This is a genomic window from Cohnella nanjingensis (assembly GCF_014212125.1).
Taxonomy (GTDB): Bacteria; Bacillota; Bacilli; order Paenibacillales; family Paenibacillaceae; genus Cohnella; species Cohnella nanjingensis.
Genome location: NZ_JACJVP010000014.1, coordinates 62971 through 79545, shown reverse-complemented (window position 1 = coordinate 79545; position 16575 = coordinate 62971). Strand labels below are relative to the sequence as shown.

General features: G+C 63.2%; 15 protein-coding genes. 13 read left to right on the top strand and 2 right to left on the bottom strand.

All coding sequences use genetic code 11. The features are described from left to right. The 7 genes from H7C19_RS10135 to H7C19_RS10105 form a co-directional block, all read left to right on the top strand. Nucleotides 1-312 (top strand): hypothetical protein (locus H7C19_RS10135; protein ID WP_185142532.1); only part of this gene is annotated, 312 nt, incomplete at its 5' end. Nucleotides 313-550: 238 nt separating this feature from the next. Beyond that, nucleotides 551-739, top strand: a complete 189-nt coding sequence (locus H7C19_RS10130) for a glutamate decarboxylase (protein ID WP_080833869.1) — start codon at nucleotides 551-553, stop codon at nucleotides 737-739. Nucleotides 740-878: 139 nt separating this feature from the next. Next, nucleotides 879-1766 (top strand): acetyl-CoA carboxylase, carboxyltransferase subunit beta, encoded by an 888-nt coding sequence (gene accD / locus H7C19_RS10125; RefSeq protein ID WP_185142531.1) that lies wholly within the window; start codon nucleotides 879-881, stop codon nucleotides 1764-1766. Next, a complete protein-coding gene (locus H7C19_RS10120) occupies nucleotides 1756-2730 on the top strand; it encodes an acetyl-CoA carboxylase carboxyltransferase subunit alpha (protein WP_185142530.1) in 975 nt (324 codons plus the stop codon). Before accD ends, H7C19_RS10120 begins: the two co-directional genes overlap by 11 nt. A 125-nt stretch (nucleotides 2731-2855) precedes the next feature. Then, nucleotides 2856-4610 (top strand): pyruvate kinase, encoded by a 1755-nt coding sequence (pyk, locus tag H7C19_RS10115; RefSeq protein ID WP_185142529.1) that lies wholly within the window; start codon nucleotides 2856-2858, stop codon nucleotides 4608-4610. A gap of 139 nt (nucleotides 4611-4749) precedes the next feature. After that, nucleotides 4750-5232 (top strand): acyl-CoA thioesterase, encoded by a 483-nt coding sequence (locus H7C19_RS10110; RefSeq protein ID WP_185142528.1) that lies wholly within the window; start codon nucleotides 4750-4752, stop codon nucleotides 5230-5232. A gap of 50 nt (nucleotides 5233-5282) precedes the next feature. Beyond that, nucleotides 5283-5687, top strand: coding sequence for an FxsA family protein (locus H7C19_RS10105; protein ID WP_185142527.1), 405 nt, complete (start codon nucleotides 5283-5285; stop codon nucleotides 5685-5687). A gap of 23 nt (nucleotides 5688-5710) precedes the next feature. Here the strand turns inward: H7C19_RS10105 and ytvI are convergent, their stop codons facing one another. Further along, a complete protein-coding gene (ytvI, locus tag H7C19_RS10100; RefSeq protein WP_185142526.1) occupies nucleotides 5711-6826 on the bottom strand; it encodes a sporulation integral membrane protein YtvI in 1116 nt (371 codons plus the stop codon). A gap of 201 nt (nucleotides 6827-7027) precedes the next feature. Here ytvI and ppk1 point away from each other — a divergent pair, with 201 nt between their 5' ends. Beyond that, nucleotides 7028-9166 (top strand): polyphosphate kinase 1, encoded by a 2139-nt coding sequence (ppk1, locus tag H7C19_RS10095; protein ID WP_313731539.1) that lies wholly within the window; start codon nucleotides 7028-7030, stop codon nucleotides 9164-9166. Nucleotides 9167-9624: 458 nt separating this feature from the next. Continuing rightward, a complete protein-coding gene (locus tag H7C19_RS10090; RefSeq protein ID WP_185142524.1) occupies nucleotides 9625-9786 on the top strand; it encodes a mechanosensitive ion channel protein MscL in 162 nt (53 codons plus the stop codon). Nucleotides 9787-9864: 78 nt separating this feature from the next. Here H7C19_RS10090 and H7C19_RS10085 read toward each other — a convergent pair whose 3' ends face one another. Beyond that, nucleotides 9865-11400, bottom strand: a complete 1536-nt coding sequence (locus H7C19_RS10085; RefSeq protein WP_313731537.1) for a Ppx/GppA phosphatase family protein — start codon at nucleotides 11398-11400, stop codon at nucleotides 9865-9867. A 310-nt stretch (nucleotides 11401-11710) separates the two neighbouring features. Here H7C19_RS10085 and citZ point away from each other — a divergent pair, with 310 nt between their 5' ends. From citZ to H7C19_RS10065, 4 genes are all read left to right on the top strand, one after another. Next, a complete protein-coding gene (citZ, locus tag H7C19_RS10080) occupies nucleotides 11711-12823 on the top strand; it encodes a citrate synthase (protein ID WP_185142523.1) in 1113 nt (370 codons plus the stop codon). A gap of 121 nt (nucleotides 12824-12944) precedes the next feature. Next, a complete protein-coding gene (gene icd / locus H7C19_RS10075; RefSeq protein WP_185142522.1) occupies nucleotides 12945-14240 on the top strand; it encodes an NADP-dependent isocitrate dehydrogenase in 1296 nt (431 codons plus the stop codon). A gap of 105 nt (nucleotides 14241-14345) precedes the next feature. After that, complete coding sequence (gene mdh / locus H7C19_RS10070) at nucleotides 14346-15290, top strand: malate dehydrogenase (RefSeq protein WP_185142521.1); 945 nt, start codon at nucleotides 14346-14348, stop codon at nucleotides 15288-15290. 99 nt (nucleotides 15291-15389) lie between these two features. Further along, nucleotides 15390-16502, top strand: a complete 1113-nt coding sequence (locus H7C19_RS10065) for a M24 family metallopeptidase (RefSeq protein WP_185142520.1) — start codon at nucleotides 15390-15392, stop codon at nucleotides 16500-16502. The last annotated feature ends 73 nt before the right edge of the window (nucleotides 16503-16575 follow it).

The following is a 16575-nucleotide window of genomic DNA, read 5'->3' as shown; positions in this document are numbered from 1 at the left end:
GCGCCCCGGCCGGCCGCGGGCGCGACAGCCGCGCCGCCGCGATCCGCCGCTGCGCCGGGATCCGCCACGCGGGGCGCTGCGGCGTCTCAGCGGGTCTACGTGCGGATCGACGCGCAGCACGAGCAGCCCGCCGTCCTGAAGCGGCTGCAGGCGCTGCTCGCGGCGCATCCGGGGGCGCATCCGACCGTGCTGTTCTATGAACGGGAGCACCGGACGGTGGCCTTGAACGAGGCGTACCGCGTGAAGCCGTCGCCGGCGCTCTTCGGCGCGGTAGAGCAATTGCTAGGCGAAGGGACCGTGCGGGTCAAGTAGGCGGGAAGGCCGGTCCGGGCCGGCAGTCCCGGGCGGCGGCGCCTCCGCTCCGTCTTCGCGCCTATCGTTCCGCGCTCCGGCGGCCGTTCCGGCAGGCGCCTGCGGCCGTCCGCCGTAGGCGTCTTTTCCTTTGCGCCCCGAGGGCTCGCGCGTTCGCTCGGTTGCTAGTCCTGCGTCTAGTGTGCTATCATTTCCTTATTGTAGACCTGATAAAGCTATTCATTGGGGGTACCGCTTCATGTGGACGGTCATTTACATTGCGCCGACCGCGAAGATTGCGGAACGGATTCAGAAGCGGCTGACCGAAGAAGGCTTCCTCGTTCAGGTCCGCCCGATCAACCTGACCAAGCCGCAATACGAGATTCTGGTGCCGTCCGGTGAAGTTCAAGAAGTTCAAGAAGTGCTCGGCAGTATTTTGCATATGTGACCAATGCGGCAGATTGCCGTCCCCTTCAACGGGCCGGATCGTCCTATGCATGTCGCGCCTGAAAGCTGCGGATTCCGCCTGCGGCGGGCTTGCCCGTTCCCGGCCGAACCGCCATTTTTGCGCCTTGTGAGGTGTCGCTGTGTTCAAGGATTTATTTCAGAAGAAGAAGTATGCTACCGTGCCTTCCTCGTCCGCCCAGACGCAGGACGAACGTCCCAAACGCGAGATTCCCGAGGGCCTGATGAACCGCTGCCCGAAGTGCGGGAACATTCAATTCAGCAAGGAACTCGAGAAAAACCTGAAGGTGTGCTCGACCTGCGGGCACCACTTCCGTCTGAACGCCTCGGAGCGCATCGCCATGACGCTCGACGAAGGGCGTCTTTTTGAGATTGACGCGGATTTGATCTCCGAGGATCCGCTCGAATTCCCGGGCTACAAGTCCAAGCTCGAGCAGCAGAAGGCCAATTCCGGCCTGAAGGACGCGGTCGTGACCGGCGAAGGCGCGATCGGCGGCTACGAGGTCGTCGTCGGCGTCATGAGCTTCGACTTCTTCAGCGGGAGCATGGGCTCCGTCGTCGGGGAGAAGGTGACCCGCGCGATCGAGCTGGCGCATGCCAAGCGGCTGCCGCTCCTGCTGTTCTCGACCTCCGGCGGCGCCCGGATGCAGGAGAGCATCCTGAGCCTGATGCAGATGGCGAAGACGAGCGCCGCGCTGGCCAAGTTCCAGGCGGACGGCGGCCTGTTCGTCTCCGTCTTCACCGATCCGACGCTCGGCGGCGTCTCCGCCAGCTTCGCGAGCCTCGGCGACTATATCATCGCCGAGCCCGGCGCGATCGTCGGCTTCGCGGGACGGATCGTCATCGAGCAGACCATCCGGCAGAAGCTGCCGGACAACTTCCAGACGGCCGAGTTCAACCTGAAGCACGGCCAGCTCGACAAGGTCGTGCACCGCAAGGACATGAAGGCGTTCTTGACGAAGCTGCTGGACATGCATGTAGGGAAGGGAGAGCAGACGGATGGACAATAAGCTGCCGTTCGAAGGACCCCTCTCCGACCTGCGCCGGAAGATCGACCATCTGAAGAAGGTCGGCGTCGAGCAGCAGATCGACTTCACCGACGAGATCGGGCGTCTGGAAGAGAGATTCAAGCAGCTGGAAGACGAGATCTACGACAATCTGACGGGCGCCCAGATCATGCATCTGGCGCGGGTGCACTCCCGTCCGACGACGCTGGATTATATCAACGAGATTTTCACCGACTTCATCGAGCTTCACGGGGATCGCTTGTTCGCGGACGATCTCGCCATCGTCGGCGGCATCGCCAAGCTGAACGGCGTGCCGGTGACCGTCGTCGGCCATCAACGCGGCAAGGATACGAAGGACAACATCCAGCGCTTCTTCGGCAGCCCCCATCCGGAGGGCTTCCGCAAGGCGCTGCGCTTCATGCAGCAGGCGAACAAGTTCGGCCGTCCGATCATCACCTTCATCGACACGAAGGGCGCCTATCCCGGCGACACCGCGGAGGCGAGAGGACAATCCGAGGCGATCGCCCGCAACCTGAAGGAGATGGCGCTCTTCGGCGTTCCGGTCATCTGCATCGTCATCGGCGAAGGCGGCAGCGGCGGCGCGCTCGCGCTCGGCGTCGGCAACCGCGTGCTCATGCTCGAGAACGCGATCTACTCGGTCATCTCTCCGAACGGCGCGGCGTCGATCCTCTGGAAGGACGCGTCCAAGGCCGATCAGGCCGCCGAAGCGATGAAGATCACCGCCAAGGACCTGAAGGCGTTCGGCATCGTCGAGGAGATCATTCCCGAGCCGAAGGGCGGCGCCCACCGCGACCCCGCCTGGCAGGCCGAGGCGATCAAGCAAGTGCTGTGGCGCCATCTGGAGGAGCTGTCCGCCCTATCGCCGGAAGCGCTGATCGAGGACCGCTACCGCAAGTTCCGCGGCGTCGGCAAGTTCGCCTCCCCGGAGCTCGTTCAACCGTCGTAATCAAACCGCCGCGCTCCGAGGCCCCCCGGGCCCCGCGCCGCTGCGGATGAGAATAGCATCACCAAGGACTCGAAGGCTCGGCCCTACCCGGACCGCACGCAACTTAACGGAGGATCAGAGAAACCATGCGCAAAACGAAAATCGTCTGTACCATCGGCCCTTCCAGCGAATCGCTGGAGAACACGAAGAAACTGATCGTCGCCGGCATGAACGTCGCCCGCTTGAACTTCTCCCACGGCGACTACGTCGAGCACGGCAACCGGATCAAGAACATCCGCGCCGCCTGCGAGGAGCTGGGCAAGACGGTCGCCATTCTGCTCGACACGAAGGGTCCCGAGATTCGCCTCGGCAAGCTGAAGGAAGAGCCGATCGAGCTCGTGCAGGGGGAATACATCACCCTGACGACCGAAGAGATCCTCGGCGACAAGGACCGGATTCCGGTCACTTACAAGGATCTGCCGGGCGACGTGCAGATCGGTTCGACGATCCTGATCGACGACGGCTTGATCGGGATGAACGTCGTTGCGATCAACGGCACCGAGATCAAGTGCCAGATCGTCAACAGCGGACCGATCAAGAGCAAGAAGGGCGTCAACGTGCCTGGCGTCGCGATCTCGATGCCGGGCATCACGGAGAAGGACGCGAACGACATCCGTTTCGGCATCGAGCAAGGCGTCGACTTCATCGCCGCTTCGTTCGTACGCCGCGCGAGCGACGTGCTCGAGATCCGCGAGCTGCTCGAGCGTCATGAAGCCCGCCACATCCAGATCATCTCCAAGATCGAGAATCAGCAGGGCGTGGACAACCTCGACGAGATTCTGGAGGTGTCCGACGGCCTAATGGTCGCGCGGGGCGACCTCGGCGTCGAGATCCCGGCCGAAGAAGTGCCGCTCGTGCAGAAGCGCATGATCGAGAAGTGCAACCGCGCGGGCAAGCCGGTCATCACCGCGACGCAGATGCTCGATTCGATGCAGCGCAACCCGCGCCCGACGCGCGCGGAAGCGTCCGACGTCGCGAACGCGATCTTCGACGGCACCGACGCGATCATGCTGTCCGGCGAGACCGCGGCCGGCAAGTATCCGACCGAGTCGGTACAGACGATGTCCCGCATCGCCGAACGCGCCGAGTCCGCGCTTCGCTACCGCGAGATCTTCACCAAGCAAGCGCAGGCGCAGCAGACGACCGTGACCGAAGCGATCAGCCAAGCGGTCGCCAACTCCGCGCTGGATCTGGAAGCCAGAGCGATCGTCACGTCTACGGAGAGTGGCTATACGGCGCGCATGGTGTCGAAGTATCGTCCGAAGTCTCCGATCATCGCGGTTACGCCGCAGGAGCAAGTGCTTCGCCGTCTCCAGCTCGTCTGGGGCGTCATTCCGGTGCAAGGCAAGTCCGCCGAGACGACGGACGAGATGGTCGATATCGCAGTGAAGGGCGCGATGAGCTCCGGCCTGGTCCGTCTGGGCGACACGGTCATCATCACGGCCGGCGTACCGGTCGGCCGCTCGGGCACGACGAACCTGATCAAGATCCACAACATCGGCGAACTGATCGCCAAAGGCCAAGGCATCGGCTCGCAGAGCGCGACCGGGCGCGTCGTGATCGCGCGCACGGCCGAGGAAGCGATCCGCAAGACGACGGCCGGCTCCATCCTCGTCGCGCCTTCGACGGACAAAGAGTATATGCCGGCGTTCGAGAAGGCGGCCGCCGTCATCACGGAGTGCGGCGGCATCACCTGCCACGCCGCGGTCGTGGGCCTCAATCTGGGCATTCCGGTCATCGTCGGCGTCGCCGGCGCGCTGGAACTGCTGAAGGACGACATGGAGATCACGTTGTACGCCGAGCATGGCGTCATCTACTCGGGTCAAGCCAAAGTTCTGTAATCTTATCCATACTCGGGGGGCGGCAGCGCGCAAGCGCCGTCGCCTCTCGGCTCATAGGACCCGGGCAACCGGGTCTTTTTTGATAGTACGCGAGATGGACATCTACGCCGACGCGCTACGCGAAACGGAGGGGACGGGAATGAGCAGCGCATGGCATCTGCACCCGCTGAGGGTCCGCTATCAGGAGACCGACAAGATGGGCGTCGTCTATCACGCGAACTACGTGAATTGGTTCGAGATCGGACGGACCGAATGGGTCAGGCAAGCGGGGTATACTTATAGAGAGATCGAAACGAGAGGGCTGCTGCTGCCCGTCGTGAATCTGGAGGCGTCGTTCGAGCAGCCGGCGCTGTACGACGATTGGGTCACGATCTGCACGCGGGTGACCGAAATGACGCCGCTGCGCGTCCGCTTCGAGTCGCGCGTCGTTCGCGGCGACCGGACGCAGGAGCGCGATGCGCCGTTGACGGGAGACGAGCCGCCGGGCGAGACGCTCGTCAAAGGCGGGACGAGGCATGTCTGGGTCAATGCGGCGTGGAAGCCTGTCCGCCTGGATCGGGAGGCTCCGGACGTCTGGCAGGCCATGCGGCAACTGACGGAGGGTCGGACCGGCCCCGCGTGAAACCCGGCGGCGGCTGGCTCGTATATCCGAGGAACGAAGGAGGGACGGCTATGCTACGGAAATTCGGCATTCTGATCGTCATCGCGGCGCTGATCGAGATATGGGGTATCTATATGGTGAATCGCTGGATCGGCGGCTGGCCGACGTTCGCCCTGCTCCTGGGCGGGGCGCTGCTCGGCGGATGGTTCGCCCGCGCGGAGGGACGCAAAGTCTGGGCGGAAGCGCAGCGGCAGCTGGCGGAAGGACAGATGCCGGGCCATTCGCTGCTCGACGGCATCTGCGTGCTGGCCGGCGGCCTGCTGCTCGTCGTCCCCGGCTTCCTCTCCGACATCGTCGGCCTTACGCTGCTGCTGCCTTTGACGCGGCCGATGTACCGGCTCGCGATATACGGCTGGCTGGCGAACAAGGTCCGTTCCGGCTCGTTCCGCATCTACGGCGGTCCGCGCCGCTGGTAGCGGTCTCTACGATCGCGGACCGTTCACTTCGCCCCGTGCGCGATGTACCTGCCGAGATCCCGGAACACGCCGGCCCGGCGGCACGCCGAGAGGACGACGAGGACGATCGGGCCGAAGACCAGTCCGGCGAATCCGAACATCTTGAGGCCGACGAACATGATGATGAGCGTGGGCAGCGGGTCGAGGCCGATGCTGGAGGATAGCACCTTGGGCTCGATGATCTGCCTGGCGATGAGCACGACGCCGTACAGGACGGCAAGCGCGGTGGCTAGCCGCCAATCGCCGCTTAGGTATTGGTAGGCGATCCAAGGGATCATCGCCGCGCCTACGCCGAGATAGGGGAGCAGATCGACGAATCCGATCAGCAATCCGATCGTCACCGCATTTTCCACGCCGATGATTAATAACCCTAGAGTAACGGCAACCGCGGTGATCGAGATGAGGAGGAACTGCGCGCGCGCATATCCGATCAGCGCGTGCCGCAGGTCTCGCAGGACGGCGCCCGTCCGCCGCCGCATCGGCTCCGGGAACCAGGCGCCGATGCGGCCTTGGTGCGCGCGCCAATCCTTGCTGATGAAGAACGAAGCGAGGAGGATGACCGCCGCGAGCGTCGCGATCTCGGGGAGGGAGGCGAGCACGGTCACGATTCCGTTCAAGATGGCCTTGAGCAGGTTGGTGCCAGCTTGGGCGAGCGCCTGGGCGGTCTCGGAGATCCGGCCGTCGATCGGCGCCTGGTAGCTCGGATTCTGCTGGTAGAAGGCGTTGAGCCGCGCCAACAGCCGCTGCCACTCGGGGCGTTCGAGGAAGCGGTCGAATGTCATCTGGACCCAGATGACGAGGCCCTGCAGCGAACCGGACAGCGTCATGATCTCGTTGATCAGCCGTACGACGAGCGCGGAGACGACGGTCAGCATGGACGCCGCGAAGACGATCAGCGTCAGGACGACCGCCAGCCAGCGCGGCGCGCGGGCGCCTCGCTGCAGCAGATCCACGATGGGGTTCAAGGCATAGGCGAGCAGCCAGCCCAGCAGGAACGGATAGAGATAGGGCAGCGCCCGCCCCGCCAGCCAGAAGCCGCCCCCGATGGTCGCGACGACGAGCAAGAGCCGTCCCCATTGTCCCATGAGCCGTCGATCCATGCGGCTTCCCCCTTTTCGCTCCGGCATTCCTTTGACCTTGGCGGAATTCTATTATAATCCGGCCCGCGCCGCTCCCGCGACGGCCTTCCCGCTCATTCCATCGACAGCGGCATCGACTTTTTGCGCCTTTTTACAATGCGTTAACCTAGATTTAACGCTCCGTTTACATCGTCCTAACATAATGAAAGGGACAAGAACCACATAAGATCATCAAAGCCACTTGAGGGGGACAAACGGATGTCGGCGTCCAAAAAATACATAAACCGGGATCTCAGCTGGACGGAGTTCAACCGGCGCGTATTGGAGGAAGCGGAGGATCCGGGAACGCCGCTGCTGGAACGGTTTCAATTTCTGTCCATCGTCTCCAGCAACCTGGACGAGTTCATGAGCGTCCGCGTCGCGGGACTGCAGGATCAACTGAAGGCCGGATTCAACAAGGCGGATTTTACCGGCTACACGCCCCACGGGCTGATCAAACGACTCGACAAGCGGACGGATCGGCTTGTCCGCCATCAATACAAGACCTATCGGGATCTGATGCGCTCGCTGTCCAAGGAAGGCGTCGTCCTGGCCGGATGGAGCGATCTGAACGAAGAACAGCAGGAAGCGCTGACCGAATATTTCCAAGAGATCGTCTTCCCGGTGCTGACGCCGATGGCGGTGGACGTGAGCCGTCCCTTCCCGCTGCTGCACAGCAAGGAGCTGTATCTGGCCGTCGTGCTTCGTCCGGACGCGCCGGGCGGCGAGCGGCAGACGGAGGGCAAGTCGTTCTGCGCCATCGTGCAGGTCCCGTCCATCCTGTCCCGGACGATCGCGGTGCCGGGGCGCCGGAACAGCCGCAAGCAATCGTACGTTCGGCTGGAGGAGCTGATCAAGGAGCAGATCGGCCAGCTGTTCAGCGGCTACGGGACCGAAGCGGTGCATGCGTTCCGGGTGACGCGCAATTCCGATCTCGCGCTGAACGAGGAAGCCGCGGAGGATCTGCTGCAGGAGATCGAGAAGGAGCTTCGCCGCCGCCGGCGCGGCTTCCCGGTCCGGCTCGAGATCGAGAAAGGCATGCACCCGCACGCCCTCGAGCTGCTGCTCGACGAATTGGAGCTCGCGGAAGACGACATCTCGGAGATCGACGGACCGCTGGATTTAACGTTCGCTTCGCGGTTCGCGAACTCGCTTCAAGGCATGGATCATCTGCGCTTCCCGGCGATCGAGCCCGTCTATCCGGTCGAGTTCGAGGAAGCGGACGACATGATGTCGGTGCTGCGGGAGCGCGACGTGCTCGTCTACCATCCGTACGAATCGTTCGAAGCGGTGAACGACTTCATCTGCGAAGCCGCGGAGGATCCCGAGGTGCTGGCGATCAAGATGACGCTGTACCGGGTCAGCGTGAACTCGGTGCTCGTTCAGGCGCTGGCCAAGGCGGCCGAATCCGGCAAGCAGGTCACGGTCGTCGTCGAGATCAAGGCCCGCTTCGACGAGGAGCGGAACATCGCTTGGGCGAGGCAGCTGGAGAAGGCGGGCTGCCATGTCGTCTACGGGCTGGTCGGCCTGAAGACGCATGCCAAGATCACGCTGGTCGTCCGCCGCGAGGCCGGTTCCCTGCGCCGGTACGTTCACGTGGGCACGGGCAACTACAACGAGAACACGGCGAAGCTCTATACGGACGCGGGGCTGTTCACCTGCCATCCGGATATCGGGGCGGACGCTTCGGCCTTGTTCAACGAGATGACCGGCTATTCGACCCCGCACGACTGGCGCGCCTTCGCCGTGGCGCCGACGGGACTGAAGCCGAAGCTGTTCGACCTGATCGACCGGCAGATCGGCTTCGCCAAGGCCGGCAAGCCGGCGCGGATCCTGGCGAAGATGAATTCGCTGTCCAACCAGTCGATGATCGACAAGCTCTACGAGGCTTCGCAGGCGGGCGTCCGGATCGAGCTGATCGTGCGCGGCGTCTGTTGTCTGCGGCCAGGCGTGCCGGGCTTGAGCGAGAACGTGCGGATCGTCAGCATCGTCGACCGGTTCCTCGAGCACGCCCGCATCCTGGCGGTATCCGGCGGCGACGAGGAGGAAGTGTACATCTCCAGCGCGGATTGGATGACGCGCAACCTGAGCCGCCGCGTCGAGCTGCTGTGCCCGGTCTACGACCGCGGTCTGCGGCAGATGCTGCTCAACCTGCTCGAGATGAACTTGAAGGACAACGTCAAAGCGCGCGAGCTGCTGCCTACCGGCGGTTATGCTCGGGTAACCAACGCGCACGCGCCGCTGCGCAGCCAATTCTACGCCAACGATATCCCGCTCTGGAAGACGGTGGCGGTCGCGCAAGAGGAGATCGAAGACCATTAGAACGACCTCATTCGTTCATGAAGCCCGCGATGCCGTCGTATGGACCGGTATCGGCGGGCTTCTTGCGCGAGAGCCTTATCTACGAAGACAGCTATGCGGCTTTTTCCGCGTATCGGAAAAAATAAGTTTCACCCCTGCTTTGCCGATACGTCTCCGATAAAAACGTGTCGCCGCCGGGGAAGGCGGCAAAGCCGTTTTTACTTGTCGAAGAGATGCCGAACGTACATTTTTGTCATGCAAGCGAGAAGTCCGGCATAATCTTGTAAAACCTGCTCGATTTTCAATGCCTAACCGGAAGCCGACGCAGCGAACCGAGACGTTTCCGGTATCCGATGCCGGAAAATCGCACGAAACGTAGCGCCGTTCACAAAACTGCCCTTTTCCGCTAATCTCCCTCTAACATTCGGGGCATACACTTAGAACGTAGCGAAGGATTTTCATAGACAAGGAGGATGCGCATGATCGTATTCGACGTGATCGTCGGCGGGGAAGTCAAAGAGACGATCAAACCGAAGACCGTGAAGCTGAAGGAAATCTACGACATCGTGAACGAGCAGATGAAGCAGATGAAGCGCAAATACGGCCGTGACATCGACGTAAAAAGACGGATGATCTACTAAAAAATAAGGTGAGTTTCGGCACCTTATTTTTTTTATGCCCATAGATCGCGCGGAATAGCGGGACGGACGCCGCTGCCGTCAACGGACGGTCAGCGCGGGCGCCAGTCCCCAGCATTTCTTGAATTCCTTGGCGAGCGCGTCGACTTCCATGCGCTCCACCGGCAGCGGATGGCTCGCCGCCGCTACCAATTGGAGGCGGCTGCCCTTCGCGACGGAGACGTCCAGCGACGTGATCGCCTGGGATTCGCTCCGGTCGAGCGCCGCCGCCAGCTGCAGGAGCGAGCCGAGCTGCGCGGCCGTCTCGGCATCGCCTTCCTCGAGCAGCGCGCGGTACGGCGCCAGCTTGCGGCGGAGCGGATTAGGCCCCCGGTAGGAGGCGATCGCGGCCGTCAGCAGCATCTCCCGGTGCGGGAGTCCGTTCCAATGCGCATGCATGAGCAGATAGAAGGTATGGTCCGCGCTATCGTTGAAGTCGATGACGGCGCCGATGCGGAACAACCGCGCGGCCGCGTCCAGCAGCCGCCGCCACGGCGCGGGGATCTGCGCGCCCGGCGCGAGCCGGTCGTACAGCTTCAGCGCGAGGCGCTGCACTTGGTTCAAATGTCCTCCGGGCGCGCCCGGATATAATGACGTCAAATTGCGTATGCTTTCTTCCAGCACTTGGTGCGCGGTGGGCGTCCCGTCGGGCGGCAAGCACGTCTCGTAGAACAAGCCGTCCCGCAGCCCGGCGCCGCAGACGACGAGGCGCGGCGACTTGCATGCGCGGGCGACCGCGACCAGGATCGCGAGGCCGGGCACGATGACGTCGGCCCGGTCCTTGGACAAGCCCGGAAGCTTGCGGCGCTTGTCCACCGGCAGCTGGGCGAGCTGCGCGAGCGCGGTGTCGATCTTCTGGCTCGTCATCTCGTAGCCGTGCAGATTCGTATAAGGGTATTCGTCGTTGCGTTGGCGAAGCTTCGCGAGGGCGCGCACGGTGCCGCCGAGGCCGACGAGCGGGAGCCCGGGATGCCGGGTGATCCACGCTTCCCGCTGCAGCCTGTCCCGGATATCCGCCGTTATCGCCTCCAGCACATGCGCGGGTACGGCGCCGCCGTTCAAGCCGAAGCGGGCGGCCGTGTTCACGCAACCGATGGGGAACGAGACGGAAGAGACGATCTCGCGGCCCCGGAGCAGCGTAATCTCCGTGCTCCCGCCGCCGATATCGACGATGAAGCCGTCTTCGACATCCATCGTCCGCAGCATCGCGGCGCTGCCGAGCCGGGCTTCGTCTTCGCCCGAGAGCAGCTCGATCTCGAGTCCCGTCTCTTCGTAGAGCGTCTTCAGCACCTGCTGGCGATTGGCCGCCTGGCGGATGGCGGCGGTGGCGACCGCGCGGATGCTATCCGCGCCGTGCATGCGGCAGATCCGGCGGAAATGGCGAAGCACTTCGCCGAGCTCGGCGACCGCTTCCAGCGGCAGACGCCCTTCGGCCGTCAGCTTCTGGCTGAGCCTCGCGGGCCAGCGACCTTGATCGATGACGCGGAAGGCGCCGCTCTCCAGAATCTGATACACCGCGAGCCGGACGGTGTTGGAGCCGATGTCGATCATTCCCGTTACTTGCGCGGATGGTTGCACGCGATTGCTCCCTCCTCCATGGCCGTACCTCAACCGGATCAGACCGTATTCTACCTATTTTACCATCCGCGAGGCTTCGGCAAAAGAACCTTTATGGTGTCGATAAAGACATTTTATGCCGCGTTCGGTTCCATTCGCTGTCAAAATCGTTTATCATTAAAATAGGTTCGAAAAACCGGAAGAAATGCGGGTTTCCGCGTTGTAGCTAGCTGGGAATCCATCCCGCTCGCCCGGAGCCTCAATCGTCGCAGCCCGAACCGCGGATTCGCCGCGCCCGGGTTCGAATTCTCGAAACAAAGGAGAGAGAACCATGACAGCTACCAAAGGCCTGGAAGGTATCGTCGCCGCAGCCTCGTCGATCAGCTCCATCATCGACGGCGTGTTGACGTACCGCGGGTACGACATTGATGAATTAGCGGAAAAGGCGAGCTTCGAAGAGGTCGCTTATTTGCTGTGGCACGGTAAGCTCCCGACCCGATCCGAACTTGACGCCCTGAACGCGCAGCTGGGCGAATATGCAGCCGTCGCATCCGACGTGATCGCCGGCGTTCGTCTGTACCCGAAGGACACGAACTCGATGGCCGCGCTCCGCACGGTCGTCTCGAGCCTGGCGCTCTACGATCCCGAAGCGGGCGACATGAGCCGCGAAGCGAACATCCGCAAAGCGGTCAAGCTGCAGGCGCAGCTCCCGACGGTGATCGCCGCGTTCGCGCGCATCCGCCAAGGCCAAGAGCCGATCGCGCCGAAGAAGGGCGTCGGCATCGCGCACAACTTCCTGTATATGCTGACCGGCGAAGAACCGGCGGAAGTTGCCGTTCAAGCGTTGGACAAGGCTCTCGTTCTGCACGCGGATCATGAGCTGAACGCGTCCACGTTCGCCGCCCGCGTCACGGTCGCGACGCTGTCCGACATCTACTCCGGCGTCACGTCCGCGATCGGCGCGCTGAAGGGCCCGCTGCACGGCGGCGCGAACGAGGCCGTCATGGTCATGCTGGACGACATCGCCACGGTCGCCAACGTGGAGCCGTACATCCAGAACAAGCTGAACAACAAAGAGAAGATCATGGGCTTCGGTCACCGCGTCTACAAGAACGGCGACCCGCGCGCCAAGCATCTGCAGATGATGTCTCGCCAGCTCGGCGAGCTGAACGGCGACATGCGCCTGTACGAGATGTCCGTGAAGATCGAGGACCTCGTGACCGGACAGAAGGGGCTGAAGCCGAACGTCGACTTCTACTCCGCGTCCTGCTACACGATGCTCGGCATTCCGCGCGACCTGTTCACGCCGATCTTCGCGATCAGCCGCGTATCCGGCTGGACCGCGCATATTCTCGAGCAATTCGAAGACAACCGTCTGATCCGTCCTCGCGCGGAGTACGTCGGTCCAGTCAACCAACGCTACGTGCCGATCGCCCAGCGCTAACGCGCAGGGCCGGCCGCCCCGGCGGGCCGCAGCCTTCGCTTGTGCGCGAAGGGGGCGGCGCGTCGGTTTGTCGCGATCATCCCCGATTTCAGGGAACAACTTATAGGAGGCTACAAACGATATGCAATTGGAAAAATTCGCTCTGCCGACTTCCGGCCAACCGATCACCGTCAATGAAGGCGGCGTCCTGAACGTCCCGAACAACCCGATCATCCCGTTCATCGAAGGCGACGGCACGGGCCGCGACATCTGGCGCGCTTCCCAGCGCGTGCTCGACGCGGCTGTCGAGAAAGCCTACAACGGCGAGAAGAAGATCGCCTGGTACGAAGTGTTCGCCGGCGAGAAAGCGTTCAATACTTACGGCGAGTGGCTCCCGGCCGACACGCTGACCGCGATCCGCGAATACATCATCGCCATCAAGGGACCGCTGACCACGCCGATCGGCGGCGGCATCCGCTCCCTGAACGTGGCGCTTCGCCAAGAGCTTGACCTCTACACCTGCTTGCGCCCGGTTCGCTACTTCGACGGCGTGCCTTCGCCTGTCAAGCGTCCGGAGCTCGTGGACATGGTCATCTTCCGCGAGAACACCGAGGACATCTACGCCGGGATCGAGTACCAAGCCGAATCCGCGGACGTGAAGAAGGTGCTCGAGTTCCTCCAGAAGGAAATGGGCGTCAAGAAGATCCGCTTCCCGGAAACGTCCGGCATCGGCATCAAGCCGGTCTCGTCCGAAGGCTCCAAGCGTCTCGTGCGCGCGGCGATCGAATACGCGATCAAGCACAAGCGCAAGTCCGTTACGCTCGTACACAAAGGCAACATCATGAAGTTCACGGAAGGCGCGTTCAAGAACTGGGGCTACGAAGTGGCCGAGCAAGAGTTCGCCGACCAGACCTTCACTTGGGGCCAATACGACGCTATCAAAGCGGAGAAAGGCGAAGAAGCGGCTAACGCGGCTCAAAAGGCGGCGCTCGCCGAAGGCAAGCTCCTCGTGAAGGACGCGATCGCCGACATCGCCCTGCAGCAAGTGCTGACCCGTCCGACCGACTTCGACGTCATCGCGACGCTGAACTTGAACGGCGACTACCTGTCCGACGCCTTGGCTGCCCAAGTCGGCGGCATCGGCATCGCGCCAGGCGCGAACATCAACTACCTGACCGGCCACGCGATCTTCGAAGCGACGCACGGCACGGCGCCGAAGTACGCGGACAAAGACGTCGTCAACCCGGGCTCCGTCATTCTGTCCGGCGTCATGCTCTTCGAGCATCTGGGCTGGCTGGAAGCGGCCGACCTGATCTACAAAGGCCTGGAGAAATCCATCAACAGCAAGATCGTCACGTACGACTTCGCCCGTCTGATGGAAGGCGCGACCGAAGTGAAGTGCTCCGAGTTCGCGAACGAGATCATCAAGAACATGTAAGAACGTCTCCCGAGGGAGATGCTAATTGGATAGACGTACCCTATCAGGATGCGACGCCCCCGCGGCGAATCGCATCCTGTACATGAACGAAGGAGGCTATCCGACATGGCAATCAAACGGGCGAAAATTACCGTGGTAGGCGCAGGCTTCACCGGCGCGACTACGGCGCTTATGCTGGCTCAGAAGGAACTTGGCGACGTCGTCCTGCTCGACATCCCGCAGCTCGAGAACCCGACCAAGGGCAAAGCGCTCGACATGATGGAATCCACGCCGGTTCAAGGCGTCGACGCCAGGATCGTCGGCACGGCCGACTATCGGGATTCCGCGAACTCCGACGTCGTGATCATCACGGCCGGCATCGCCCGCAAGCCGGGCATGAGCCGCGACGACCTGGTGAATACGAACGCGGGCATCGTGAAGTCCGTCTGCGAGAACGTGAAGGCCACCAGCCCGAACGCTTACGTCATCATCCTGTCCAACCCGGTCGACGCGATGACCTACGTGGCGAACAAAGCGCTGGGCTTCCCGAAGAACCGCGTGATCGGCCAATCCGGCGTCCTCGATACGGCCCGCTACAACACGTTCCTCGCCGAAGCGCTCAACGTCTCGGTTGAGGACGTACGCGGCGTCGTACTGGGCGGCCACGGCGACGACATGGTTCCGCTCGTGCGCTACACGACGATCGGCGGCATCCCGGTCGAGAAGCTGCTGCCGAAGGAACAGATCGACGCGATCGTCGCGCGCACGCGCGTCGGCGGCGGCGAGATCGTCAACCTGCTGGGCAACGGCAGCGCGTACTACGCGCCTGCCGCATCGCTCGTTCAGATGACCGAAGCGATCCTGAAGGACAAGAAGCGCATCCTGCCGATCATCGCGCTGCTCCAAGGCGAGTACGGCTACGACAACCTATTCATGGGCGTCCTGGCTGTCCTGGGCGGCGACGGCATCGAGAAGATCCTCGAGATCGAACTGACGGCCGAAGAGAAAGCCGCGCTGGAGAAATCCGCCGAGTCCGTCCGCAACGTCATCAAGATCGTCGAGAACGCATAAGATTCGCCTGAAGAGGCCGAACAACTCCAGGGTCGTCAGACCTTGGGGTTGTTTAACTTTCGGCAGACGAAAGTGCCGCAGAAGAGAGGAGACCCTCCAATGGAATCGATATGGGACAACCGGAAAAGCCGGCTGCTGGCGCACATGAAGGCGGCCGGCATCGACGTCGCCCTCGTGACGTCGCCGACGAACGTGTATTACTTGACGGACTTCGCCTGCCATCCGCACGAGCGCTTCCTGGCGCTGGTGCTGGACGCGCGGGCGGGGACGGAATCGCTGTACGTGCCGCTGCTGGATGAGCCGGCCGCGAGAGAGAGCGCGGGCGCGGTCGGCATCGTGCCGGTCGCGGATACGGAGGATCCGTACGCGCTGCTGAAGGGCCGCGTGCAAGCGGGCGCGCGCATCGTCGGCGTGGAGAAGGGGGCGGTCAGCCTCGCGCAGGCCGAGCGGCTCGGCGTCGTCTTCCCGGATTCGAGCTATGCGGATCTGGAGTCCGGGCTGCTCGCGATGCGGCTCCGCAAGTCGGAAGAAGAGGTCGCGAAGATTCAGCGCGCCGTCGATCTGATCGAGGAGGTGGTCGCGCACGCGGCTGCCTACGCCAAGGAAGGCATGACGGAGCTGGAGCTGGCCGCGGAGATCGAATACCGGATGCGCAAGCTCGGCGCCGACCGGCCGGCATTCGAATCGATCGTGCTGACCGGACCGCGAACGGCGCTGCCGCATGGCACGCCGGGACCGTATCCGATCCAGCGCGGCGACTTCGTGCTGATCGATATCGGCGTTCAGGTGGACGGCTACTGCTCCGATATTACGCGCACGTTCGTGATGGGCGAGCCGTCGGAGGCGCAGCGCCGGATCTACGAGACGGTGCTCGCCGCCAATCTGGCGGGCATCGCGGCTTCCCGCGCGGGCGTGCCGGTAGCCGCCGTGGACCGCGCGGCGCGTCAGGTCATCGAGGAGGCCGGCTACGGTCCGCTGTTCACGCACCGGGTCGGGCACGGCTTCGGCATGGACGTTCACGAGCAGCCCTCGATGTCCGGCCAGAACGAGACGGTCATGGCGCCGGGTCTCGTGTTCACGATCGAGCCGGGCATCTACGATCCCGTCATCGGCGGCGTCCGGATCGAAGACGATATCTATCTGAACGAGGACGGGACGGCCCGCGTGCTGACCCGGTATCCGAAGGCGCTGACGCGTCTGGGCGGCGTCTAACGGACGAATGCCTAACGGGGCAATCGTAAGTGGGCAATCGCAAACGGACAATCGCAACCGGGCAGTCCAAACC